Origin of the sequence: Pseudomonas sp. AF32, assembly GCF_022342325.2 — a bacterium.
Classification (GTDB): Bacteria; Pseudomonadota; Gammaproteobacteria; order Pseudomonadales; family Pseudomonadaceae; genus Aquipseudomonas; species Aquipseudomonas uvaldensis.
Genome location: NZ_RQJK02000025.1, coordinates 1 through 25576 on the forward strand (window position 1 = coordinate 1; position 25576 = coordinate 25576).

General features: G+C 60.1%; 19 protein-coding genes. 13 read left to right on the top strand and 6 right to left on the bottom strand.

Going from position 1 to position 25576, the window contains the following annotated elements:
* Window positions 1-193: 193 nt before the first annotated feature.
* The 5 genes from moaE to EGM97_RS21290 form a co-directional block, all read right to left on the bottom strand.
* The gene (moaE, locus tag EGM97_RS21270; protein ID WP_238962608.1) at window positions 194-646 is read right to left on the bottom strand and encodes a molybdopterin synthase catalytic subunit MoaE; all 453 of its coding nucleotides are present in this window, start codon (window positions 644-646) and stop codon (window positions 194-196) included.
* 3 nt (window positions 647-649) lie between these two features.
* Window positions 650-892: a MoaD/ThiS family protein gene (locus EGM97_RS21275; RefSeq protein ID WP_238962609.1), complete on the bottom strand. Its 243-nt coding sequence runs from the start codon at window positions 890-892 to the stop codon at window positions 650-652.
* Window positions 889-1362: a cyclic pyranopterin monophosphate synthase MoaC gene (gene moaC, locus EGM97_RS21280; protein ID WP_238962610.1), complete on the bottom strand. Its 474-nt coding sequence runs from the start codon at window positions 1360-1362 to the stop codon at window positions 889-891. The genes EGM97_RS21275 and moaC overlap by 4 nt, the downstream gene beginning before the upstream one ends.
* A 255-nt stretch (window positions 1363-1617) precedes the next feature.
* On the bottom strand, window positions 1618-3012 hold the full coding sequence (locus EGM97_RS21285; RefSeq protein ID WP_053146685.1) for a PhoH family protein: 1395 nt from the start codon (window positions 3010-3012) through the stop codon (window positions 1618-1620).
* A 336-nt stretch (window positions 3013-3348) separates the two neighbouring features.
* The gene (locus tag EGM97_RS21290) at window positions 3349-4473 is read right to left on the bottom strand and encodes a polysaccharide deacetylase family protein (protein ID WP_238962643.1); all 1125 of its coding nucleotides are present in this window, start codon (window positions 4471-4473) and stop codon (window positions 3349-3351) included.
* A 191-nt stretch (window positions 4474-4664) separates the two neighbouring features.
* On the opposite strand from EGM97_RS21290, the gene yaaA reads away from it, so the two are divergent.
* The 13 genes from yaaA to EGM97_RS21355 all read left to right on the top strand — a co-directional run bounded on the left by yaaA (window position 4665) and on the right by EGM97_RS21355 (window position 22721).
* Window positions 4665-5444 carry a peroxide stress protein YaaA gene (yaaA, locus tag EGM97_RS21295; RefSeq protein WP_238962611.1) on the top strand — a complete coding sequence of 260 codons (780 nt, stop codon included), beginning with the start codon at window positions 4665-4667 and terminating at the stop codon, window positions 5442-5444.
* Between the two features lie 809 nt (window positions 5445-6253).
* On the top strand, window positions 6254-7570 hold the full coding sequence (locus tag EGM97_RS21300; RefSeq protein WP_238962612.1) for a nucleotide sugar dehydrogenase: 1317 nt from the start codon (window positions 6254-6256) through the stop codon (window positions 7568-7570).
* Window positions 7571-7670: 100 nt separating this feature from the next.
* Window positions 7671-9152 carry a mannuronan synthase gene (gene alg8, locus EGM97_RS21305; protein WP_477788845.1) on the top strand — a complete coding sequence of 494 codons (1482 nt, stop codon included), beginning with the start codon at window positions 7671-7673 and terminating at the stop codon, window positions 9150-9152.
* Between the two features lie 35 nt (window positions 9153-9187).
* A complete protein-coding gene (locus EGM97_RS21310; RefSeq protein WP_238962613.1) occupies window positions 9188-10357 on the top strand; it encodes an alginate biosynthesis protein Alg44 in 1170 nt (389 codons plus the stop codon).
* A 9-nt stretch (window positions 10358-10366) separates the two neighbouring features.
* On the top strand, window positions 10367-11770 hold the full coding sequence (gene algK / locus EGM97_RS21315) for an alginate biosynthesis TPR repeat lipoprotein AlgK (RefSeq protein WP_477788846.1): 1404 nt from the start codon (window positions 10367-10369) through the stop codon (window positions 11768-11770).
* Between the two features lie 5 nt (window positions 11771-11775).
* Window positions 11776-13260, top strand: coding sequence for an alginate export family protein (locus EGM97_RS21320; protein ID WP_238962645.1), 1485 nt, complete (start codon window positions 11776-11778; stop codon window positions 13258-13260).
* 26 nt (window positions 13261-13286) lie between these two features.
* Window positions 13287-14876 carry a mannuronan 5-epimerase AlgG gene (gene algG / locus EGM97_RS21325; RefSeq protein WP_238962615.1) on the top strand — a complete coding sequence of 530 codons (1590 nt, stop codon included), beginning with the start codon at window positions 13287-13289 and terminating at the stop codon, window positions 14874-14876.
* Window positions 14877-14887: 11 nt separating this feature from the next.
* Window positions 14888-16336, top strand: a complete 1449-nt coding sequence (locus tag EGM97_RS21330) for an alginate O-acetyltransferase (RefSeq protein WP_238962616.1) — start codon at window positions 14888-14890, stop codon at window positions 16334-16336.
* An 11-nt stretch (window positions 16337-16347) separates the two neighbouring features.
* The gene (locus tag EGM97_RS21335; RefSeq protein ID WP_275300626.1) at window positions 16348-17481 is read left to right on the top strand and encodes a mannuronate-specific alginate lyase; all 1134 of its coding nucleotides are present in this window, start codon (window positions 16348-16350) and stop codon (window positions 17479-17481) included.
* 208 nt (window positions 17482-17689) lie between these two features.
* Complete coding sequence (locus EGM97_RS21340; RefSeq protein ID WP_238962617.1) at window positions 17690-19255, top strand: MBOAT family O-acyltransferase; 1566 nt, start codon at window positions 17690-17692, stop codon at window positions 19253-19255.
* Between the two features lie 11 nt (window positions 19256-19266).
* On the top strand, window positions 19267-20442 hold the full coding sequence (locus EGM97_RS21345; RefSeq protein ID WP_238962618.1) for an alginate O-acetyltransferase: 1176 nt from the start codon (window positions 19267-19269) through the stop codon (window positions 20440-20442).
* 14 nt (window positions 20443-20456) lie between these two features.
* Window positions 20457-21122 carry an alginate O-acetyltransferase AlgF gene (locus EGM97_RS21350; RefSeq protein ID WP_053146660.1) on the top strand — a complete coding sequence of 222 codons (666 nt, stop codon included), beginning with the start codon at window positions 20457-20459 and terminating at the stop codon, window positions 21120-21122.
* Between the two features lie 147 nt (window positions 21123-21269).
* A complete protein-coding gene (locus tag EGM97_RS21355; RefSeq protein ID WP_053146658.1) occupies window positions 21270-22721 on the top strand; it encodes a mannose-1-phosphate guanylyltransferase/mannose-6-phosphate isomerase in 1452 nt (483 codons plus the stop codon).
* A 72-nt stretch (window positions 22722-22793) separates the two neighbouring features.
* Here EGM97_RS21355 and EGM97_RS21360 read toward each other — a convergent pair whose 3' ends face one another.
* The gene (locus tag EGM97_RS21360) at window positions 22794-25514 is read right to left on the bottom strand and encodes an RHS repeat domain-containing protein (protein WP_238962647.1); all 2721 of its coding nucleotides are present in this window, start codon (window positions 25512-25514) and stop codon (window positions 22794-22796) included.
* Window positions 25515-25576: the final 62 nt, after the last annotated feature.

The window sequence follows — 25576 nt, forward strand, 5'->3', positions numbered from 1 at the left end:
ACTAGTGAGAGCAAGATTGTCAGTATTCATGGCGGCGGTCTCCGATTAGATCCCCCAGTGAAAGCTTAGCTTTCACTGGGGGAGGTCTGAGAGGACCATTTCATTAGGGGACCTGTGTACAAACTCAGATCCATTGTGGGAGCGAGCCTGCTCGCGATGACGGCCTGATGACCAATGAAAATCTACAAGGTATTCACTGCTTCCAGCGATCCGCCGCCGCATGATCGCTGTCCCGTCCTTCGACCCAACGCGGGCCATCGACGGTGTTTTCTTTCTTCCAGAACGGAGCACGGGTCTTGAGGTAGTCCATGACGAAGGCGCAGGCGTCGAACGCCGCCTGACGATGGGCACTGGCAGCTCCTACGAAGACAATCGGCTCGCCCGGCTCCAGGGCGCCGATGCGGTGCAGCACTTCCAGTTTCAACAACGGCCAGCGCTGCTCGGCCTCGGTCGCAATCTTGCCCAGGGCCTTTTCAGTCATGCCCGGATAATGTTCGAGGAACATCCCGGACACATCGAGGCCATCGTTGAAGTCACGTACGTAACCGACAAAACTCACCACCGCCCCCACGCCGACATTGGCCGCGTGCATCGCGTTGACTTCGGCGCCCGGGTCGAATGGATCGGCCTGCACACGAATCGCCATGGCTCAGCCTCCGGTCACGGTGGGAAAGAACGCGACCTCGTCACCGTCGGCCAGCGGTTCGTCGAGCTGGCACAGCTCTTCGTTGCGAGCACACATCAGATTCTGCTCGCTCAATACGTCGAACCCTTCGCGCGCCGCCAAAAACGCACGAACGTCTTCCACCGTGTGAAAGTTGCCATCGATCCTCTCGGAATCCAGACCCAGCGACTCGCGATAACGCGCAAAAAACTTCACGGTAATGCTCATGATGCATCCGCCCGAAAATGGCCACTCTTGCCGCCCAGTTTCTCCAGCACCCGCACGCCCTCGATGGTCATGCCCCGGTCGACGGCCTTGCACATGTCGTAGATCGTCAGCGCGGCGACGCTGGCAGCGGTCAGCGCTTCCATCTCCACCCCGGTCTGCCCCGACAGTTTGCAGCGGGCAACGATGCGCACCAGGTCATCCCCGGCCGCATCGAGCTCGACCTTGACGCTGGTGAGCATCAGCGGATGGCAGAGCGGAATCAGATCGCTGGTCTTTTTGGCCGCCTGGATGCCGGCAATGCGCGCCACGGCGAACACATCCCCTTTGGGGTGGCCCCCGCTGACGATCATTTGCAATGTATCGGGCAGCATGCGCACAAAGGCTTCGGCCGTGGCCTCACGGAACGTCACGGCCTTGTCGGTCACGTCGACCATGTTGGCGCGACCTTGGGAATCGAGATGAGTCAGCACAGGGATACTCCTGATCAGGAACGTCGATTGTAAACCTGTGGGTCAGATTCCGGCACGACTGATTGTCGCACCTGAAGAAAGCAATTTACGGGACACCGCACAACCCAATGTGGGAGCGGGCTTGCTCGCGAAAGCGGTTTGTCAGGCAATGCATGTATGGCTGATATACCGCTTTCGCGAGCAAGCCCGCTCCCACAGGGATCATAGGCAGCCAGCTAAAACCAGGCAGCCTGGAGGCTGCCCGGTCCGGTGGGGTTACAGATGCGATTCGGCGTATTCGGCCAGGATCGAGCGCGGTACGCCTTGCAGGGTAATGTGGACGCCGTTGGGGAAGTCCTTGAAGCGTTCGGTCAGGTAGGTCAGCCCGGAGCTGGTCGCGGACAGGTAAGGCGTGTCGATCTGTGCCAGGTTACCCAGGCACACCACTTTGGAACCGGCGCCGGCACGGGTGATGATGGTCTTCATCTGGTGCGGGGTGAGGTTCTGGCATTCGTCGATCAGGATCAGGCTCTGCTGGAAGCTGCGGCCTCGAATGTAGTTGAGGGATTTGAACTGCAACGGCACTTTGCTGAGGATGTAGTCGACGCTGCCATGGGTGCTTTCGTCATCCATGTGCAAGGCCTCGAGGTTGTCGGTGATCGCTCCCAGCCAGGGCTCCATTTTTTCCGCTTCGGTACCGGGCAGGAAACCGATCTCCTGGTCCAGGCCCTGCACGCTGCGGGTGGCGATGATGCGCCGGTAGCGTTTACTGACCATGGTCTGCTCGATAGCGGCAGCCAGGGCCAGGATGGTCTTGCCGGAACCGGCGGCGCCGGACAGGTTGACCAGATGGATATCCGGGTCGAGCAAGGCGAACAGGGCCAGGCTCTGGTAGATATCGCGCGGTTTGAGCCCCCAGGCCTCCTGATGCAGCAGGGGCTCCTGGTGCAAGTCCAGAATCAGCAGTTTGTCGTCTTCGATCTCCTTGATCCAGCCAACGAACCCCTGCTCGTCAATGATGAACTCGTTGATGTGCACCGCCGGCAGGTTGTCGATCAGTTGCACCTGGTGCCAGGTGCGCCCATGGTCCTGACGGGTATCGACCTTGCTCACACGGTCCCAGAAGGAACCGGTCATGGTGTGGTAGCCGTTGGGCAGCAGCGAAACGTCGTCCACCAGTTGGTCGGTGCTGTAGTCCTCTGCCGCGATCCCGCAGGCGCGGGCCTTGAGGCGCATGTTGATGTCTTTGGTCACCAGCACCACGGCCTGATCCTTGTTGCGCGCGTGCAGGTCGATCAATTGGTTGATGATGATGTTGTCGTTCAAGTGTTCGGGCAGCACCAGATTGGGTTCGGTGCGCTTGCTCATCAGGATCGAGAGCAGGCCCTTGGGACCGCTTTTGCCGCGCTGGATCGGTACACCCAGTTCGACATCCTCGGGAGAAGCATCCCCCAGGGTCTTGTCGATCAGGCGAATCGCCTGCCGACACTCGGCCGCCACGCTGTGATGCCCACTCTTGAGCTTGTCCAGCTCTTCGAGCACGGTCATGGGGATGGCAACGTGGTGTTCTTCGAAGTTCAGAAGTGCGTTTGGATCGTGGATCAATACGTTGGTATCGAGTACATAGAGGATTGGCTGGTTGGAGGAAGGGCTACGTCCGTGGTCATCCATACTCGGTCACCTTTGTGGGGGCCATTCGACGCAATACCATGACAGTGCTGCGCCTCGAGGTAGCCACCGAATTCACCCGCGGGGATTGAGGTGAACTGCACACAAGCTGGGTCTTGGAAGACGCCACCTGTGTTGCAGGTTTCGGCGGTCTGACTTCTTGATACTCCAAAAACCATGACAGGAAAAAGCACTTTGACGCTTTTTTGAAGTTTATTTTTCAGAGTGACGAAAAGCCCTTGGCGTACCACCGCCGCCCCGTTAAAGTCGGAAGTCCGGTCGCCACGAATGCACACCGGGATTTTCCTTTGCCCCAATGTTTCCGGGCCCTTGCGGTTTTCAGTGAAACGCGTCCTGACAATCTTCCCAACCAATCCCGCTTTGCGCCGTTTGCGCGATGAGCCAGGGCATTGCCGTTTTCACTGCATCCTGCTTGGCATTGAAGTTGATCACCCCGTGGCGCCAGAGCAGCATCAGGGTCAACGCCCGATGGGCGCTTTGCTCGGGCTTGAGTCGGTTGCTGCCGTCCTGGGGATCGATGTCCCACAACGCCACCTGCAGGCCCTGTTTGCGGAAAAAGGCTTCGGCGTCGCCACGCCGCTGCCCCTGGGGCGGGCGGAACAACGGAACGTAGTTTTCAGGCAACTTGCCCTTGACCAGTTCGACGCTGCGTCGCACTGAGTCCTGCCAGTCCTGCCAATAGCTGTGTGAGCGGAACTCCCAACCCTGCACGCCCACGCATTGGCCGGAATACAACGCCTGGAGACTGTTGACCGAGCGATCCGCCAGCCGCGCCTGAATATCCTTGCCAAGGACGAAAAAAGTACCGTTCATGTTCGACTTGCGCAGGTACTCGGTCAGCCAGGGCGTGTTATCCGGCGCAACGTTGGCACCGCTGTCGAAGGTCAGCAGAAACAGCCGGTCATGCATGTCTTCGCCGTTACGCTCGTAATCGCCGAAACGCTCGATCTCGCTGCTGGTCTGTGGAAACAGCGCAGCCTTGCGCAGCAATTCGTCCCGATATTGGGTGTGAAAGATCCGGCTCGGACCGGCCCACTTGATATAGAAGGAATCGTCATCGAGATGGAACCGGCCCGCTTCTTCGCGCAAGGTGGCCAGGTCTTCGACCAGGTAACAGAAGGATGCGTCCTGGTCGCAGCTTTGCTGGGCAAAGTTGTAACTGGTCAGCAACCGCTGCCATAGACGCGCACGAAGGGCGGTGATCGCCGCCATGTTGACGGTGCGCAACCCCAGATATTGCTTGAGCGCTATCTCGTCCATGGCATCGGTGTCCAGCAAGACCCGGGCAAACATCAGGATCTCGGCACGGGAGGCCACATCGAACAGGGTCGGGCTGGTGAGTTGTTCCGGCCAGGTGCTGCGGTCCAGGGTGGCGATGTCGTTGGGCGCGGCCCAGGCACCGAGGCTCAACAGCCAGGCCGACAATAAAAGAGCGATGCGCAAAAGGGATGTCTCCATAACGAAACCCGCGCGGCATCATAGCCGATCCTGGGACTCCGCCCTCTGGATCTCATGCTGGTATTCATTCTTGTGGCGAGGGCAGCCCGGAAGCCGCCCATCTCCTATCACCCCAATAGCTGGAGTCCATCCGGACAACCTCCTAGAATCGCCGCACCTTTAAAGGAGACGATTGCATGCTGATGGTGATTTCCCCCGCCAAGACCCTTGATTATGAAACACCGCCGGCCACCTCTCGCTTCACCCAGCCGCAATACCTGGACCACTCGCAGGAACTGATCGAGCAACTGCGCGAACTCTCGCCGGCACAGATCAGTGAACTGATGCACGTCTCCGACAAGATCGGCGGCCTCAATGCCGCGCGGTTCGGCAGCTGGACCCCGGCGTTCACAACCGCCAACGCCAAGCAAGCGCTGCTGGCCTTCAAAGGCGACGTGTATACCGGCCTTGATGCGCAAAGCTTCAGCGACGCCGATTTCGATCATGCCCAGCGACATCTGCGCATGCTCTCCGGACTGTATGGCCTGTTGCGACCGCTGGACCTGATGCAGCCCTATCGCCTGGAGATGGGCACGAAGCTGACCAATGCCCGGGGCAAGGATCTTTACGCCTTCTGGGGCACCCGCATCAGCGAGTGGTTGAACGAAGCCCTGGCCGACCAGGGCGATGACGTGCTGTTGAACCTGGCTTCCAACGAATACTTTTCGGCGGTCAAGCGCAACGCCTTGAAAGCGCGCGTCATCGACACCGAATTCAAAGACCTGAAGAACGGCCAGTACAAAATCATCAGCTTCTACGCCAAAAAGGCCCGCGGCCTGATGAGCCGCTTTGTCATTCAGGAACGCATCAACGATCCGGAAATGCTCAAGCAGTTCGATGTGCAGGGCTATCGCTTCAGCACTGAACAATCGTCCCCGCAAAAACTGGTTTTCCTGCGCGACCACGCACCGCAATAACGCAACGACTCTCCAGGCCCCTGATCAGGGGCCTCGATCAACTCCGAAGATGTCATCTCAGTTCCTCGCCCGATTCGCCACTTTCTTGGCGTCAACTTTCAAGACACCCCTGGCGCTAACTTTTCTTTCACTCGACAAATGTCAGTTTTTTCCGTAGTGGCACGGAAAATTTTCAACGATAGTGGCAAAAAACTATCCAGGCCTTTTAACTCCCCGTAACTAAAGGCCGAAATCGCAAGTGCTATCAATTTGAAAGCAGTGCCATCCCAGCAGATATTTCGAAAAATTTCGAAAATCGCGATGAGCGGATCGGAACTATGTCCAAATGCACGGCTCATACCACCCGTAACGATTCTCGCCGAGCGTGTACGAGATAACTTACGCAGGAGGTCGACAGAAGTAACCAAGTTGTCACGACAACTAAGCGAAACGGTCGCCTAATGGGATCCAAGATGAAAGGACAGGAGATAACGCACCATCACTATCCCCTACTAAGGCCAAGGCTGCGCCCCTATAACGTGTTCACCCGAACACACAACCTTCTGATTTTGTGGGCTTTTCGCCAGAAATCAGAAGTGTAAGACCTTTGCACGAACGTCCCCGACAACGAGGACCGGCTGCATAACAGGGCAGGTCATAACAACTAGGCCGCTTTGCGCACAACTTGAGTGCAATTATTTAGACACTCGGAACTTAGTATGCCTGCACACGGCATTGTGGCGCCTGCATTCCACACTTCCGAGTGCGCGATGACCGCTGAACACTATTAACTCCGGCCATTTAATGGCGTGAAAACAGAGGTAAATGCGATGCGCATTAGCATATTTGGTTTGGGTTACGTCGGTGCAGTATGTGCCGGTTGCCTGTCTGCACGGGGCCATGATGTGGTTGGCGTGGATGTCGCCAAGGACAAGATCGATATGATCAACGCCGGTAAATCGCCGATCGTTGAACCGGGTCTTGGAGAGTTGCTGGCACAGGGTATTCAAACGGGCCGTTTGCGCGGTACTACCAACTTCGCGGAAGCTATTCGCGACACCGATCTGTCGATGATTTGCGTCGGTACACCGAGCAAGAAAAACGGCGATCTGGAACTCAACTACATCGAAGCCGTGTGCCGCGAAATCGGTTTTGTTCTGCGTGACAAGACCACCCGTCACACCATCGTGGTTCGCAGTACCGTTCTGCCAGGCACCGTCGCAAACGTTGTCATCCCGATCCTCGAAGACTGCTCCGGCAAGAAAGCCGGCGTCGATTTCGGCGTCGCGGTCAACCCTGAGTTCCTGCGCGAAAGCACCGCGATCAAGGACTACGACCAGCCACCGATGACCGTCATCGGTGAATTCGACAAAGCCTCCGGCGACGTCCTGCAGTCGCTGTACGAAGAACTCGATGCGCCGATCATCCGCAAGGACATCGCCGTCGCCGAGATGATCAAGTACACCTGCAACGTCTGGCACGCCACCAAGGTGACCTTCGCCAACGAGATCGGCAACATCGCCAAGGCCGTCGGCGTCGATGGCCGTGAAGTGATGGACGTGGTTTGCCAGGACAAGGCCCTGAACCTGTCCCAGTACTACATGCGCCCTGGCTTCGCCTTCGGCGGCTCCTGCCTGCCAAAAGACGTTCGCGCCCTGACCTACCGCGCCAGCTCCCTGGACGTGGAAGCCCCGCTGCTCAACTCGCTGATGCGCAGTAACGAGTCCCAGGTGCAAAACGCCTTCGACATCGTTTCCAGCCACGAGAAACGCAAAGTCGCCCTGCTGGGCTTGAGCTTCAAGGCCGGCACCGACGACCTGCGCGAAAGCCCATTGGTTGAACTGGCTGAAATGCTGATCGGCAAGGGCTACGACCTGCGCATCTACGACAGCAACGTCGAGTACGCCCGCGTCCACGGTGCGAACAAGGACTACATCGAGTCGAAGATCCCTCACGTCTCGTCCTTGCTCAATTCCGATTTCGACTCGGTGATCGACAGCTCCGACATCATCATCCTGGGCAACCGCGATGAGCGATTCCGTGCACTGACCGAGAACGTACCCGAAGGCAAACAGGTCATCGACCTGGTCGGTTTCATGTCCAAGACCACCCAACAAAGTGGCCGGGCCGAAGGCATCTGCTGGTAAGTCTGTTTGCCGGCCGGGGCTCGCCCCGGCCGGCCTTTCGCCTGCCTTAACCCATCGGGCCGCCCACAAGGCCCGCCCGAGATAGAGACGGATGCAGATTATGCACAGGCTAAAGCACGGCCTGCTTCAGGCCGCCGGTTGGCTGTTTTACTTGAGTTTATTGATGGGCATCGCCACGGCGTTGCCCACGTCCACGTTCGACTCCGAATCCAAGGATTTCATTTTCCTGATCGGCGCCGTGGGCATCTGGCGTTACTCCATGGGCGCGACGCATTTCGTGCGCGGCATGATCTTTCTGTACATCGTCTACCCTCACCTGCGCCGCAAGGTACGCAAGCTGGGCAAGGCCGCGGACCCGTCGCACGTGTTCCTGATGGTCACCAGCTTCCGAATCGATGCGTTGACCACTGCCCAGGTGTATGGCTCGGTGATCCGCGAAGCCATCGACTGTGGCCTGCCCACTACCGTGGTCTGCTCCATCGTGGAAATGTCCGACGAACTGTTGGTCAAGAGCCTCTGGGCCCGCCTTAACCCGCCAGAGCGGGTCAAGCTGGACTTCGTGCGCATTCCCGGCACCGGCAAGCGCGACGGCCTGGCCTACGGTTTCCGCGCCATCTCCCGCCACCTGCCGGACGACCGCGCCGTGGTCGCCGTGATCGATGGCGACACCGTGCTGGCCGAGGGCGTGGTGCGCAAGACCGTGCCGTGGTTCCAACTGTTCGGCAACGTCGGCGGCCTGACCACCAACGAGTTCTGCGAAGTGCGTGGCGGCTACATCATGAGCGAATGGCACAAGCTGCGTTTCGCCCAGCGTCACATCAACATGTGCTCCATGGCCCTGTCCAAGCGCGTACTGACCATGACCGGGCGCATGTCGGTATTCCGCGCCACCGTGGTCACCAACCCCGACTTCATCGCCGACGTGGAAAGCGACTCGCTGCAACACTGGCGCCTGGGCCGCTTCAAGTTCCTGACCGGCGACGACAAGTCCAGCTGGTTCAGCCTGATGCGCCTGGGTTACGACACCTTCTACGTGCCCGACGCGGCGATCAATACCGTCGAGCACCCGCCGGAAAAGAGCTTCATCAAGGCCAGTCGCAAGTTGATGTTCCGTTGGTACGGCAACAACCTGCGGCAGAACTCCCGGGCACTGGGCCTGGGCATGCGGCGTCTGGGCCTGTTCACCTCCGTGGTGCTGTTCGACCAGCGCGTATCGATGTGGACTTCCCTGCTGGGCCTGACCGTCGCACTGATCGCCAGCTTCAAGTACGGCACCGCGTTCATCCTGGTGTACCTGCTATGGATCGGCATCACCCGGTTGATCCTGACCCTGCTGCTGTCGTGCTCCGGACACCGGATCGGCCCGGCCTACCCGTTGATCCTCTATTACAACCAGATCGTCGGCGCGCTGGTGAAGATCTACGTGTTCTTCCGCCTCGACCAACAGTCCTGGACCCGCCAGCCCACCTCACTGACTCGTGATCTCGCCAGCTTTCAACGTTGGTTCAACACTTGGTCGTCTCGGACCATGACCTTCTCTGCCGGCAGCATTTTCGTTGCCGTGCTGCTGACGATGGTCTGACCGGACTTGAATGAATTAACCAGGAAATCGCCCCTATGAATACCGCCGTGAATGTCAACGTAGTGCATGAATCCGAAGCCCAGCGCCAACACGCCCGGGTGAAAATCCCGGCCAAGCTGCGCTTCTTCGGTCCCGACCGTACGCCCATGGAAGTCAAGGTTCTGGACCTGTCCGCCGGTGGCCTGTGCTTCAACGCCGGTCAGATGCCGCTCAAGGTTGGCGAGGCCTACAAGGCTCGCCTGCAGTTCGTGATCGACAACCTTGGCCTTGCCATGGATGTGGAATTGCAGATCCGCTCCCATGACCGCCAGACCGGTCGCACCGGCTGCCAGTTCCAGAACCTGGAGCCACGTGACATCTCGACATTGCGTCACATCATCACCTCGCACCTGGCGGGCGACATCGTCGGCGTCGGCGATGTGCTGGCAACCCTGCAACGCGACAACTTCACCAAGGCGCGCAAGCAGAAGGACGACAGCAGCGGCATGAGTGCCTTCGGTCGCCTGCGGGCCGTGACCTTCAGCCTGGCCATCTTCGGGGTCGGCCTGGCGGCGTTCGGCTTCATCTTCAAATCGGTGTATGGCATGTACTTCGTCAGCCATGCCCAGGCCGGCCTGGTGAACGTACCGGGCATGGCCATAACCATGCCGCGCGATGGCACGGTGCAGAGCCTGGTCAAGGCAGATGGCGTTGCCGCCAAGGGCGCCCCGCTGGCCACCTTCAGCACCAGCATGCTCGACGTACTCAAGGGCCACCTGGACGACAACCAGCTGCAACCGGCCAAGGTCGAGGAACTGTTCGGCAAGCAAATGACCGGCACCCTGACCTCCCCTTGCGACTGCATCGTGGCCCAGCAACTGGTGTCCGACGGTCAGTACGCCAGCAAAGGCGACGTGATCTTCAAGCTGGTTCCTCGCGGCAGCGAAGCCAACGTCGAGGCCCGTTTCTCCTATCGCCAGTTCGGCGAAGTACGTCCAGGCACCACCGTCAACTTCCAGGTGGCCGGCGAAGACGTCACCCGCACCGGCAAGATCATCAGCAGCACCAGCCTGAAAAGCGAAGACCTGTCCTCCGATATCCGCGTGATGATCAAGCCCGACGAACCGCTGGACAGCGCCCTGGCCGGTCGTCCCGTGGAGGTCAACAGTGACCGCGGTCCGAACCTGAACTGGCTGATCGACAAAGCCATGGCTGTCGGTAAGTAAGCGGAGGACATGCCCGTGACCATTCCACACATTCGCTCGGCATACTGCGCACTGGCTTTGGCTGTAAGCCTGGCCGGCTGCGCCGGCCTGCCCGACCAGCGCCTGGCCAATGAAGCGCTCAAGCGCGGCGACACGGCGCTGGCGCAGCAGAACTATCAGCAACTGGCCGACCTGGGCTACAGCGAGGCCCAGGTGGGCCTGGCCGATATTCAGGTAGACAGCCGCGACCCCGAGCAGATGAAAAAGGCCGAGGCCACCTACCGTGCCGCCGCCGACATCTCGCCACGGGCCCAGGCGCGCCTGGGTCGCCTGCTGGTAGCCAAGCCCGGTTCCACCGAAGCGGAAAAACACGAAGCCGAAGGCCTGTTGAAAAAAGCCTTCGCCAACGGTGAAGGCAATACCCTGATTCCGCTGGCGATGCTGTACCTGCAATACCCTCACAGCTTCCCGAACGTCAACGCCCAGCAGCAGATCAGCCAATGGCGCAGCGCCGGCTACCCCGAAGCGGGCCTGGCGCAGATTCTGCTCTACCGCACACAAGGCACCTACGACCAGCACCTGGACGAAGTGGAGAAGGTCTGCAAGGCCGCCCTCGCCACCACCGACATCTGCTACGTCGAGCTGGCCACGGTCTACCAGAAGCGCGGCCAGGCGGAACAGCAAGCGGCATTGCTCAAGCAAATGCAGGATGGTCATGCCCGTGGCGCCGTGTCGGCCCAGCGCGTCGACAGCGTCGCTCGCGTCCTGGCCGATTCCAGCCTGGGCAAAACCGACGAGAAGACCGCCCAGTCGCTGCTCGAAGGCATCGCTCCCGGCTACCCCGCCGCCTGGGTCAGCCTGGCGCAATTGCTCTACGACTTCCCCGAGCTGGGTGACGTCGACAAAATGATGCAGTACCTGGAAAACGGTCGCGCTGCCGATCAGCCTCGTGCCGAATTGCTGTTGGGCAAGCTCTACTACGAAGGCAAGTGGGTACCCGCCGACGCCAAACTTGCCGAAGCGCATTTCCAGAAAGCCGTGGGCCGCGAAGTGGCCGCCGATTACTACCTCGGCCAGATCTACCGCCGTGGATACCTGGGCCAGGTCTACTCGCAAAAAGCCCTGGATCACCTGCTCAAGGCCGCCCGCAACGGCCAGAACAGCGCCGACTATGCCATTGCCCAACTGTTCTCCCAGGGCAAGGGCACCAAGCCCAATCCGGTCAACGCCTATGTGTTCAGCCAGTTGGCCAAGGCCCAGAACACTCCGCAAGCCAACGAGCTTGCCCAGACCCTCGAAGCACAATTACCGCCGCAGCAGCTTGCAGAAGCCAAACGCCTGCTACAACAAGAGCAGGCCATTCGGGGCGTCATGAGCCCCGATACGCTGGAACTGCAAGCCCTGACAGAAGATGACGGCGAGGAAAAACTATGAAGCCTTTGAAGCTCAATCCTTTTGTGCAGGCCGGAATTGGCCTGACCTGTGCCCTGCTGTGGTCCTGCCCGACCCTGGCGGCCCTGACCGAAACCAAGAACTTCGGCCTGGAGGTGAAGATCACCGGCCAATCCGAAGACGACCGTGACCTGGGCACCCAGAGCGGCGGCGACGTCAACGGCGTGGGCCTGGACCTGCGCCCATGGGTCTATGGCGAAAGCGGCGACTGGAGCGCCTACGCCATGGCCCAGGCCGTGACCTCCACCGACATCATCGAGACCGACACGCTGCAACAGTCCGATGGCGCCACCGAGCAGACCGACAGCGGTGATCGCGAAGCCAAGAAAAGCTACCTGGCCATGCGCGAGTTCTGGATTGGCTACAGCGGGTTGACCCAGTATCCGGGCGAGCTCTTGAAGTTCGGTCGCCAGCGCCTGCGCAACGACGACGGCCAATGGCGCGATACCAACATCGAAGCCTTGAACTGGACCTTCGACACCACATTGCTGCGGGCCAACGTCGGCGTCGCCGAACGCTTCAGCGAATACCGCACCGACCTCAAGGAATTGTCCCCCAAGGACAAGGACCGTCTGCACGTCTACGGTGACGTGGCGTACCAGTGGATGCCAGGCCAATGGGCCGGTATCCGTGCCCACCACACCCACGACAACGGCAGCCTCGACTACCCGACACCGGGCGAACCCACCGACACCCTGGACAAGACCCAGAACGGTGACATTTCCTGGCTGGGCCTGGAAGCCAACAGCGACGCCTACAACTGGCGCAACACCAACACCGTCAACTACTGGGCAAGCATCACCGGCATGACCGGCGATCGCGACACCGTCAACCCGCTTAACGCCGACGGTACCCGCCCTGCGCAGGCCAAGCGCAGCGAAGACCTGAGCGGTTGGGCCACCGACCTGGGTATCCGCCTGCGCCTGGATCCGCAATGGCAAGTCGGTGCGGCCTATGCCCGCGCCAGCGACGAATACCAACAGAACGGCCTGCAAAGCAACCGCTCGAACTTCACCGGTACCCGTTCGCGGGTGCACCGTTTCGGCGAAGCGTTCCGTGGCGAAATGGCCAACACCCAGAGCGCCAGCCTGTTCGGTTCCTGGCAACTGCGTGACGAATACGACGCCAGCCTGGTGTACCACAAGTTCTGGCGCGTGGACGGCAACAAGCCGGTGGGCAGCAACGGCATCAATGCCGTTGAAAACAACACCGACGACGTGACCGGCGCCATCCTGTCCACCTCCACGCTGCCGCTGCGCGATGGCGACAAGGACCTGGGCCAGGAAGTCGACCTGGTGGTCACCAAGTACTTCAAGCAAGGGCTGTTGCCAGCCGCGCTGAGCCAGTCCATCGATGAGCCGTCGGCGCTGGTGCGCCTGCGTGGCGGCGTGTTCAAGCCAGGCGACGCCTACGGCAAAGAGGTCGATTCGTACATGCATCGCGCCTTTGTCGACGTGATCTGGCGCTTCTGATGCGAATGACCATGGGAGTGCCCGATATGAACCGCTACCTCAGGAACAGCCAGGCGATGAAAGGTTCGATCAGCCTGTTGGTCGCAGCGATGCTGCTGGCCGGCTCGCCGGCGTTCGCCAACGTTGAACCGGCGGTCAAGCCGGGCAACGTGGTCAAGGAACTGCAACGGGCCAAGACCTACACCGTCAGCAGTGCGCCGACCGCCCCGCTGGAGCTGGCCGCGCCGACCTTGCCGGACCTCAAGGGCTACACCGCCGAAGCGGTCGCGGCCAAGATCGTGCGGACCAAGACCGGCAAGATCAGCGTGCGCCGGATGATGCAGGAAAATGCCTTGAAGGACTTCATCGGCGGGGACAACAAGATGGCCGAGTGGGTCGTGCGCCAGCACGGTATCCCACAGGCCATCTTCCTCGACGATGGTTACATGAACCTCAAGGACCTGGGCAAGAAGGTGCCCAAGTACGTCATCGAGACTTCGCCGGGTGTCTACCTGGCGAAGATCCCGATCGTGGTCGGCCAGAAAGGCATCCTGGAGATCGACAAACAGACCCAGGAACTGCGCCTGTCCCAGGAGGGCGGCGCGTTCCTGGTCAACGATGGCCAGATGTTCATCCGCGACACCAAGGTCACCGGTTGGCGTGAAAAGGAAAATGGCCCTGCCACGTTCCGCTCGCCCAAGGAGTTCCGTCCGTTCCTGCTGTCGTGGGGCGGCACCGAGACTTACATCGTCAATACCAAGATGGCCAGCTTCGGCTACGCCAACAGTAAGTCGTACGGGGTGAGTATTTCCCAGTACACGCCCAACATGGCCAAGGTCCTCAAGCGCCCGGAACCGACCGGCTGGATCATCGGTTCCGAGTTCTCGGACATGTGGTACGGCTTCTACTGCTATGAGACGCGGGACTTCGTCATCAAGGGCAACACGTACAAGGACAACATCGTCTACGGCATTGACCCGCACGACCGTTCCCATCGGCTGATCATTGCCGACAACACCGTCTACGGGACCAAGAAGAAGCACGGGATCATTATTTCCCGTGAAGTCAACGACAGCTTCATCATCAACAACCGCAGCTACGACAACAAGCTCTCGGGCGTAGTGATCGACCGTAACAGCGTGAACAACCTGATCGCCTACAACGAGATCTACAAGAACCACACCGACGGCATCACGCTTTACGAGAGTGCCGACAACCTGTTGTGGGGCAACAAGGTCATCAGCAACCAGCGCCACGGCATTCGGATCCGTAACAGCGTGAACATCCGCCTGTATGAAAACCTGTCCATGGCCAACGGCCTGACCGGTCTCTACGGCCACATCAAGGACCTGTCCAACACCGACCGGGACATCAAGCTCGACCCATTCGACGCCGAGGTGTCGCTGATCGTGGTCGGTGGCGAACTGGCCGGCAACGGCAGTGGCCCGCTGTCCATCGACTCCCCCCTGAGCGTCGAGCTGTATCGCGTGTCGATGCTCGCGCCGACCAAATCCAGCGGCATCAGCTTCACGGGGATTCTGGGTGAGCGCCAGGATGAAATTCTTGACCTGCTGGTGCGCCAGCAGAAAGCCGTACTGATCGACCCTGTCGAACGCCAGACCGAAATGCGGGACTGAGGATGACCTTTATGAACCCACAGATGATCAAACTTCTGGGCCTGTCTGCCCTCACGGCCGGCATCCTTGCCGCCACCAGTGGTGCGCGCGCCGACGAAATCAAGGCGCCGACTTTCACCGCCGAACCTTGCTGCAACCTGTGCCCCGCCGCTCACGACGCGAAGAACTACACCACGCGCTATCAGCAAAACTTCACCACGCTGATTCAGGCCCAGGGCGATTGGCTGTTCCGTACCCAGGAAGACCTGCGCACCGAATTCACCACCACCCCGGTGGGCTACCAGCGCATGCAACAGCTGCACGACGCCTTCAAGAAAAAAGGCGTCGAATTGGTGATCGTCTACCAGCCGACCCGTGGCCTGGTGAACCGCAACAAGCTCAACCCGCAGGACAAAGCCAACTTCAACTACGAAAAGGCCCTGACCAACTACAAGACCATGCTCGGTCGTTTCGCACAGATGGGTTATGTGGTGCCGGACCTGTCGCCATTGACCAACGAAAACCTGCCCGAAACCCTGCCGGCCCACGACTTCTACTTCCGTGGCGACCAGCACTGGACCCCGTATGGCGCCCAGCGCACGGCGAAAATCGTTGCCGAGAAGGTCAAGCAGATCCCGGCCTTCGCCGACATTCCCAAGCGTGAATTCGAGACCAAGAAGTCCGGCCGCATGGGCAAGACCGGCACCCTGCACAACATGGCCGGGCAACTGTGTGGCACCAGCTACGCCATCCAGTACATGGACCAGTTCACCACCGAGCCCAAGGGCGAGGCCGGCGACGGCGACCTGTTCGGTGATTCCGGCAACCCGCAGATCACGCTCGTGGGTACCAGCCACAGCGGCAAGAACTACAACTTCGCCGGTTTCCTGGAAGAGGCCATCGGTGCCGACATCCTCAACGTGGCCTTCCCCGGCGGCGGTTTCGAGGGCGCGATGATCCAGTACCTGGGCAGCGAAGAGTTCCAGAAGAACCCGCCGAAGATCCTGATCTGGGAATTCTCGCCGCTGTATCGCCTGGACCAGGAAACCATCTACCGCCAGATGTTTGCGTTGCTGGACAACAACGGTTGCGAAGGCAAGCCGGCCGTCATGAGCAGCAAGACAGCCCTCAAGCCCGGCAAGAACGAATTGATGGTCAACAGCAAGAACATGGATCTGCGTAACGGCAGCCACCAGGTCGATATCCGTTTCGCCGATACGTCGGTGAAAACGTTGCAAGCCACCCTCTGGTACATGAATGGGCGCCACGAGGACATCAAGATCGAGAAACCGAACACCTCGGAAACCGACGGGCGTTTCGCCTTCCAGTTGCGCACCGATGAGGACTGGGCTTCGCAGAACCTGCTGGCCGTTGAAGTCCAGGGTCCCGAAGCCGGTGCAGCGCCACAGCAAATCGAAGCGAAAGTCTGCAAACGCAATGTCTCTCCGCAAGCCGAACAAACGGCTCAAATCGGACAATGAGGTCTCGCTTTATGACCAGAAACATGCGACCCAGAACCTTTAAAGCGCTGCTGGCGCCGTCCCTGCTGACCCTGGCGATGTTCGCCGGGGCCACGCAGGCCGCGGCTCCGTTGCGTCCACCACAGGGCTACTTCGCGCCCATCGAAAAGGTCAAGGAGGGCGATGCCGCACAAGGCTGCGATGCCACGCCGACGCCCTACACCGGCGCGCTGCAATTTCGCAGCAAGTACGAGGGTTCCGACAAGGCCCGGGCGACCCTGAACGTGCAATCGGAAAAAGCCTTCCGCGACAGTACCGCCGACATCACCAAGATCGAGCGCGGCGTCAGCAAGCAAGTCATGCAGTTCATGCGCGACGGTCGCCCCGAGCAACTGGAGTGCACGCTGAACTGGCTGACCGCCTGGGCACAGGCCGACGCGCTGATGTCCAAGGACTTCAACCATACCGGCAAGTCCATGCGCAAATGGGCCCTGGGCAGCATGGCTTCGGCCTATGTGCGCCTGAAGTTCTCCGAGTCCCGCCCACTGGCCAACCACCAGGAACAGGCGCAACTGATCGAAAACTGGTTCAGCCGGATGGCCGACCAAGTGGTCAGCGATTGGGACAACCTGCCGCTGGAGCAGACCAACAACCACTCCTACTGGGCCGCCTGGTCAGTCATGGCTACCGCCGTGGCGACCAACCGCCGCGACCTGTTCGATTGGGCCGTCAAGGAATACAAGGTCGGCGTCAACCAGGTCGATGCCGAAGGCTTCCTGCCCAACGAACTCAAGCGCAAGCAACGGGCCTTGTCCTACCACAACTACGCCCTGCCGCCGCTGGCGATGATTGCCAGTTTCGCCCAGGTCAATGGCGTGGACCTGCGCCAGGAAAACAACGCGGCCCTCAAGCGTCTGGGCGAGCGGGTGCTGGCCGGTGTGAAAGACCCGGACATCTTCGAAGAGAAGAACGGTGAAGAACAGGACATGAAGGACCTGAAGATCGACTCGAAATTCGCCTGGCTCGAACCGTTCTGCAGCCTCTACAGCTGTTCCGAGGATGTGCTGGAGCGCAAGCATGAAATGCAACCGTTCAAGACCTTCCGCCTCGGCGGGGACTTGACCCGGGTGTATGACCCGGCGAATGAGAAACGCAAAGGCTCGTAGGCCAACACGATCCCTTTGTGGGAGCGGGCTTGCTCGCGAATTCGGTCTGACATTCAACAATGATGCCGACTGATCGACCGCATTCGCGAGCAAGCCCGCTCCTACAGGGTCAGTGTCAGGCGTGAACTGTGTATTGCCCCCCGGTTTGGATGGGGGGGTTTGGGGGGGCTCCGGCCCTTGAATGTTGATTCAACATGGAGAGATCGGGATGGTATTTTCATCCAATGTGTTCCTGTTCCTGTTCTTGCCGATCTTTCTCGGCTTGTACTACTTGAGCGGGCAACGCTATCGCAACCTGCTGCTGCTGATCGCCAGCTACGTGTTCTATGCCTGGTGGCGCGTGGACTTCCTGGCGCTGTTCGCCGCCGTGACCCTGTGGAACTACTGGATCGGCCTGAAAGTCGGCGCCGCCGGCGTGCGTACCAAACCGGCCCAGCGCTGGCTGTTGCTTGGCGTAGGCGTGGACCTGTGCATCCTGGGCTACTTCAAGTACGCCAATTTCGGGGTGGACAGCCTCAACGCGATCATGACCAGCTTCGGTCTCGAACCGTTCATCCTGACCCATGTGCTGTTGCCGATCGGAATCTCGTTCTACATCTTCGAGTCCATCAGCTACATCATCGACGTCTATCGCGGCGACACCCCAGCTACCCGCAACCTGATCGACTTTGCGGCGTTCGTGGCGATTTTCCCGCACCTGATCGCCGGGCCCGTGCTGCGTTTCCGCGATCTGGCCGACCAGTTCAACAACCGCACGCACACCCTGGACAAGTTCTCCGAAGGCTGCACGCGCTTCATGCAGGGCTTCATCAAGAAAGTGTTCATCGCCGACACCCTGGCGGTAGTGGCCGACCATTGCTTCGCCTTGCAGAACCCCACCACCGGCGATGCCTGGCTCGGCGCCCTGGCCTATACCGCGCAGCTGTACTTCGACTTCTCCGGCTACAGCGACATGGCCATCGGCCTGGGCCTGATGATGGGTTTCCGCTTCATGGAAAACTTCAAGCAGCCCTACATCAGCCAGTCGATCACCGAGTTCTGGCGCCGCTGGCACATCAGCCTGTCCACCTGGCTGCGTGACTACCTCTACATCACCCTGGGCGGTAACCGCAAAGGCACGCTGATGACCTATCGCAACCTGTTCCTGACCATGCTGCTCGGTGGTCTGTGGCACGGCGCGAACTTCACCTACGTGATCTGGGGTGCCTGGCACGGCATCTGGCTGGCCATCGAAAAGGCCGTGGGCATCAACACCACGCCACGCACCATCAACCCGATCCGCTGGGCACTGACCTTCCTGCTGGTGGTAATGGGCTGGGTAATCTTCCGTGCCGAGAACCTGCACGTGGCCGGTCGCATGTACAGCGCCATGTTCAGCTTCAGCGACTGGTCGCTGTCTGAGCTGACCCGCGCCAACCTCACCGGCCTGCAGATCGCCACGCTGGTAGTGGCCTACGTCACCCTCGCCTTCTTCGGCCTGCGCGACTTCTACACCAACCGTCCGCCGGTCAAGACCAAGCCTGAAGTGAACACCCAGGCCGACGGCCCGGCAACCGCACAACCCGGGATGATCAAGGCCGTTCCGGGCGAGGACCCAGCGAAGATCCACGAACCGGGCTACACCGTGGGCGTCGAAGCCCAAGTGCAACCGGCCTACTGGACAGTGGACTGGTCACGCTACGTGATGCGCGCCCTGGTGCTGCTGCTGTTCATCGCCTCGATTCTCAAACTCTCGGCGCAAAGTTTCTCGCCGTTCCTTTACTTCCAGTTCTGAGGGATCCGAACATGACCCGTTCATTACGCATCCTTTACATCGCGCTGTTCCTGCTGATCCTGACGGTCCTGGGCCTGTGGTCGATGCGCAGTTTCTTCGGCTTCAGTACCAATCCCGACGCCACCGTGCTCAACGGACGTTGGGCCAAGGCCGTGGAAACTCACTACGATGACGAGTTCCCGATCAAGCGCCTGGGCACCAACATCTGGGCGGCGCTGGACTACAAGCTGTTCAATGAAGGCCGCAAAGGCGTGGTCCTGGGCCGCGACCAATGGCTGTACAGCGACGAAGAGTTCAACCCGATCGTCAATGAAGAGCTGAACCTGCAAGGCAACTACGCGCTGGTCGAAGGCGTGCGCCAGAAGCTCAAGGAGCAAGGCATTACCCTGGTCATGGCCATCGTGCCGGCCAAGGCGCGCCTGTACCCCGAGCATCTGGGTGAAGTGAAGCCATCGCGTATTCACGCCAACCTCTACCAGGATTTCCATGCCCGCGTGGCGGCGGACAAGATCCTGGCACCCGACCTGCTCGGCCCGCTGCAACAGGCCAAGCAAAGCGGTCAGCAAGTGTTCCTGCGCACCGACACCCACTGGACCCCGGAAGGTGCACAGGTCGCCGCCGAGCACTTGGCCAAGGCCATCGCCGAGCGCGCCCCGCTCAACGGTGAGCCGCAACGTTTCGTCACCGAGCCGGCGGAAAAAATCATCCACAAGGGTGACCTGCGACAGTTCCTGCCCCTGGATCCGCTGTTTGAAAACCTGATGCCGGCCCAGGAGCCACTGGTCAAGCGCAACACCCGCGAAGCCGACGACAAACCAGCCGGCGACGACGCCTTGTTTGCCGATGCCCAAGTGCCCGTAGCCCTGATCGGCACCAGCTACAGCGCCAACCCCACCTGGAACTTCGTCGGTGCGCTCAAGCAAGCCCTGCACAGCGATGTCGTGAACTACGCCGAAGATGGCCATGGCCCGATTCTGCCGATGCTCAGCTACCTCAAGAGCGACGCTTTCAAGAACAGCCCGCCACAAGTGCTGATCTGGGAGTTTCCTGAACGTTATCTGCCCGTGAACAACGAAATCGGCGACGCCGACCCACAGTGGGTGGCAGAGCTCAAACAGGCCGGTGCACGTCAACAGAACGTAGCCGCCAACACCCCATCCGAGACGCCCGACCGGGCGCAAAACTGAAAGAGAGGTCCACCATGACTTTCAACACTACTCCTCGTCGTCTCGCTGCTCGCTCCTTCAAGGCCGTTGCCCTGGTCGCCAGCATGAGCGCCCTTTCACTGTCCGCCTTCGCCGGGGACTCGGCCTTGTACGGCCCGGTCGCGCCAAAAGGTTCGAGCTTCGTGCGCATCTACAACGCCAGCAATGCCGAAGTCAGCGCCACCGTCGGCAGCACCAACCTCAACGACGTGGCACCGCTGGCCAGCACTGACTTCAGCTTCATGCCCGGTGGCGACTACAGCGCCAAGGTCGGCAGCCAGACCGTGCCGGTGAAGCTGGCCCCCGATCACTATTACACCCTGGTCAACAACGCCAGCGGCCAACCTCAACTGATCGAAGAACCGCCGTTCAAGAACAAGCAGAAGTCCCTGGTGCGCGTGCAGAACCTCACCGACAAGGCCCTGACCCTCAAGACTGCCGACGGCAAGACCGAAGTGGTGCCGAACGTAGCGGCCAAAGGCCGTGGCGAACGTGAAATCAACCCGGTGAAAGTCAGCCTGGCGCTGTTCGAAGGCGACAAGAAAGTCGGCGATCTCAAGCCCGTGGCCCTGGAGCGCGGCGAAGCTGCCGTGCTGTACGTCACCGGCTCCGGAAGCAGCTTGTCGCCGGTCTGGGTAAAGCGTCCAGTTTCAACCCGCTGATGGATTCGCTCGACTGACGCTGTACCTGTGGGAGCAAGCCTGCTCCCACACAGATCCGAGGCGTCATTCGGGCACGGAATAAAAACAAGAGTGAAACGACAGAACGCAGTAGCTCTATAACCATTTCGCTTCAAAGGAGTAACACACATGATTCCGGTGATCTTGTCAGGTGGTAGCGGCTCACGTCTTTGGCCGCTTTCGCGCAAGCAATTCCCTAAACAGTTCCTGGCCCTGACCGGGGAACACACCTTGTTCCAGCAGACCATCGAACGCCTGGTGTTCGAAGGCATGGATACGCCCATCGTGGTCTGCAACAAAGACCACCGTTTCATCGTCAACGAGCAGTTGAGCAGCCGCAACCTGGAAGCCCAGCGCATCCTGATGGAACCGTTCGGGCGCAACACCGCGCCGGCCGTGGCGCTGACCGCGATGATGCTGGTCAATGAAGGTCGCGATGAACTGATGCTGGTGCTGCCTGCCGACCACGTCATCGAAGACCAGAAAGCCCTGCAACGTGCCCTGGCCCTGGCCACCGTGGCCGCCGAGCGTGGCGAAATGGTGCTGTTCGGCGTACCGCCCACCAAGCCGGAAACCGGCTACGGCTACATCAAGTCGACCAACGATGCATTGCTGCCGGAAGGCGTGAGCCGCGTTTCGCACTTCGTCGAAAAACCCGACGCCAAGCGCGCCGCGGAATACCTCGAAGCGGGCGGCTATTTCTGGAACAGCGGCATGTTCCTGTTCCGCGCCAGCCGCTTCCTCGAAGAGCTCAAGAAACACGATCCGGACATCTATGACACCTGCCTGCTGACCCTGGAGCGCAGTGAACAGACGCCGGACACCATCACCCTGGACGAAGCCACTTTCGCCTGCTGCCCGGACAACTCCATCGACTACGCGGTGATGGAAAAAACCCAGCGCGCCTGCGTCGTACCGCTGTCGGCTGGCTGGAGTGATGTCGGCTGCTGGGCGTCGCTGTGGGAAGTCAACGCAAAAGACCCCAACGGCAACGTCACCAAGGGCGATGTGGTGATCCAGGACAGCCGCAACTGCATGATCCACGGCAACGGCAAGCTGGTGTCGGTGATCGGCCTGGAAAACATCGTGGTGGTCGAAACCAAGGACGCCATGATGATCGCCCACAAGGACAAGGTCCAAGGCGTCAAGCAACTGGTCAACACCCTCAACGCACAGGGTCGCAACGAAACCCAGAACCACTGCGAAGTCTACCGTCCGTGGGGTTCCTACGACTCGGTGGACATGGGCGGGCGCTTCCAGGTCAAGCACATCTCGGTCAAGCCGGGCGCGTGCCTGTCGTTGCAGATGCACCACCACCGCGCCGAACACTGGATCGTGGTCAGCGGCACCGCCGAAGTCACCTGTGACGAAAACGTGTTCCTGCTCACCGAGAACCAGTCGACCTACATCCCGATCGCGTCGGTTCACCGTCTGCGCAACCCAGGCAAGATCCCGTTGGAAATCATCGAAGTGCAGTCCGGCAGCTACCTGGGCGAGGACGACATCGAGCGCTTCGAAGACATCTACGGTCGCTCCACCCCGATCGAACGCGGCGTGTCGGTGAAAACCATCGCGCAGTAACTTCGACAGAAGACGGCAGTCCTCATCCAACCCACGGCGTCCCTATCCGCAGTGGGTTGGATTTTTTTGTGATCAGACTTTCACAGGTTTCTTTACGCTGTACTTCAAGCCCTTCCACCTCAGATTGGAGGTCGGTACACGCGAACTGTCCAGTTCGATCGTACGACCGAGCCTGGCCGCGGCAATGAAGCGATGATGCCCATCTTTCAGGGTGATAATCCTTGCATCACGGTCATAGGCGAAGGTCGGGGTCCCCAGGCCGACTTTCAGCGCTTGCGGGCTTTTCGTCTTGATCAAGGCAACCGCGCCCTCACGCTCTGTACCTTCGAGCACGTGAAATTTCTCGTACTCCTTGATCCCCTCCTCATTCGCCCAATCCTGACTTGGAAGCAATTCGTAGCCCGATGGCCATTGGGGCACGCTTTTTCCTTCGACTAAATCGAATGCCCGGTGGAACGTAACCGTCAGTCGTTGCACGGCGACTTCCATTCGGTTCCGAGTGATCGTCACGTCCTTGAAACTGATCGAGACGTCGCTGGTTGAAATTTCGTTGATCCCGGTTCCTCTGCGTTCGACTTTTTGAGTTTCGGCGGCAGTATTGCTTGCCGGTTTTGTTGCCTTGACCTGATCCAGCAAATGATTGCCGAATATGGGCGGCGGCCCCTGTACCGATTTTCCAGACGAAGGGAAAGCAATAACATCAGGCTTTTCGGCCGCTCGACGCTCGGTGCGCTCAGCCCTTGCCGCACCGAACATAGCCGCTCTCTCTTTTATCGAAATCTTCTCATTCTCTGCGACGCCCCCGCCATTTAGCTGGCCTTTGGTACCGCCATCCCAATCAAGGAACGTCGCAGGATTATTTCCCACCATCGCATAGATATTCAGGCCATCCACCTCGCCCGCCGGGTCTGGATTCACCCAGCGCTGCAACCACGGCATGTAATAGCGAAGTCCATAGTAATAAAGGCCCGTCGCGTCCCGTTCCTTACCCGAGTAACGGACCGTCTTGTAGCTGACCTCGATCATATCGTCCCCCACCAGGTAGGCAGTCTCGCCAAAGGGATAGAAATGTTCCTGGCTGATGATCCGTCCGTCGTGATCCAACTCCAGGCCGACCGAGCCCAAATGATCGGAAAAACTGTATCGATACTGATCGTTTACACCCGAAGGGGGTGTGCTTTCCCAGTGCAATACCCGAACGCTGTTGAGCCCACCTTGGGCTGTGATGACCTGCAATGACTCACCGCTGCCACTGTCGGCGCGCAGCTCCAGCCCCGGCAAATAACGCACCTCGGTCGCCAGGGTCCGGGTTCTGGTTTGCAGCGTGCGAAGCTTGCGTGCGCGTTGGCCGTCGCCAGCGTAGACGTAAGTTTCACCGTCGTTGAGCCCCGAGGCGCGCTCGACCGGGGTGACCGAGCCCAACTGGTTGCGCAGGTCCCAGGCCAGCAATCGTCCACCCTCCAGCTCCAGGCGATTACCCCGCGCATCGAACGCCGCGTCGATTTCTTCCTCCGTCGGCGGCACATCGTCACGGTACGACAGGCAACGATTGCTGTAGCGGGCCGCCTTCATTCGATGCCCATGATTCTGTGCACCGACGTGGGTCAGTTCCAGCAGATTGCCGCTGTCATCGTAGCGATAGGTCTGCCGATAGTTGCTGACCGCTGACGGATCATTACGGCCAACCGACTCGGGGCCCTGGTTCGCACTGCCCGCTTCCCAGCCGGTGGCCTCGGTCAATTGATAGAGCGTGTCGTAGGTAAAACGACTGATAGGCTCGATCCGCTGGTTGGCGAAGTAACGTACCGGCAGCGCTTTGTCCTCAATCCCCAGGACGTTGCCCACGGGATCGTAGGCATAAACCAGATGCTGCAGCACTTGTCCCCCACGACGGGCAAGGCGCTGCATCAATCGACCGTCCTCGGGACTGTAGGTGAGCGTGGTCTGTACACCATTGCCAGCCATTTCCCGTTCGACCTGGCCCTCGGCGTTGTAACCGATATCACTCACCAGCGGCTGCCACTGACTCTGGCCCTGCAGCAACAACTGACTGCTTGCCAACCTGCCATCGAGTGTCAGGGCCTGGCGTAGCCGATTGCCCCGGGCATCGATCTGCTCCAACAGATCGCCTTGCGGACCCCGGCGCCAGGTCGAGCGAGCCCCCTCGCCCGGCTCGAGCAAAGACTCCCGATCAGCTTCCTCCGCCGGCCAGTCGGGCAGGGCCGCGTCAAGGACGAAGCGCCGGTCCAGCTCGAGGTTTTGTCCCGCGAGGGCAAAGGAGCTCAACAGCACGCTGCCCGCCGGATCATCGTGCCGGATCAACTGACCGTACTGGTTATGGTCGCTGTTGCCCTGGCCCGGGTAACCGTACGTCATGCGCTCCACACACCGGAACGGCTGCCCGGCGCCCTGTTCGAACACCGCTACAGGACGGAGCGAGTCATCATAGGCCGCTTCCCTTTTCGTTCCGCGGCCGTCCCAACTGCGCAAGCCTTCACCGGCGAGCCCTGGCAGATCGATCCGGCGGCCAGCGTCGACACTGAGGGTAAAAAGCCTGGCATCGGACAGCGAATACACCGTCGAAAGGTTGGCGGGGACAGACTCATCGTCCTGGTGCAGGGGCCACAAGCGCGGATCCCATTGTTTGACGGCCCGTCCCGCCGTATCGAAAAGGCTGCGATTGATCCGCCGCTGGGTGGGGCCACTCCCGATGCGGCAATAATCGACCGAGCGGACCGGCAGGTACCGTGGATCGACGACCATCAGCCTCGGGGTAGCGTGCTCCATGCTCATCATCCGGCTCTCTTGATCATCGCGTCGCCTCCGTCTCAGCGACATCTAACAAGGGGCGGACA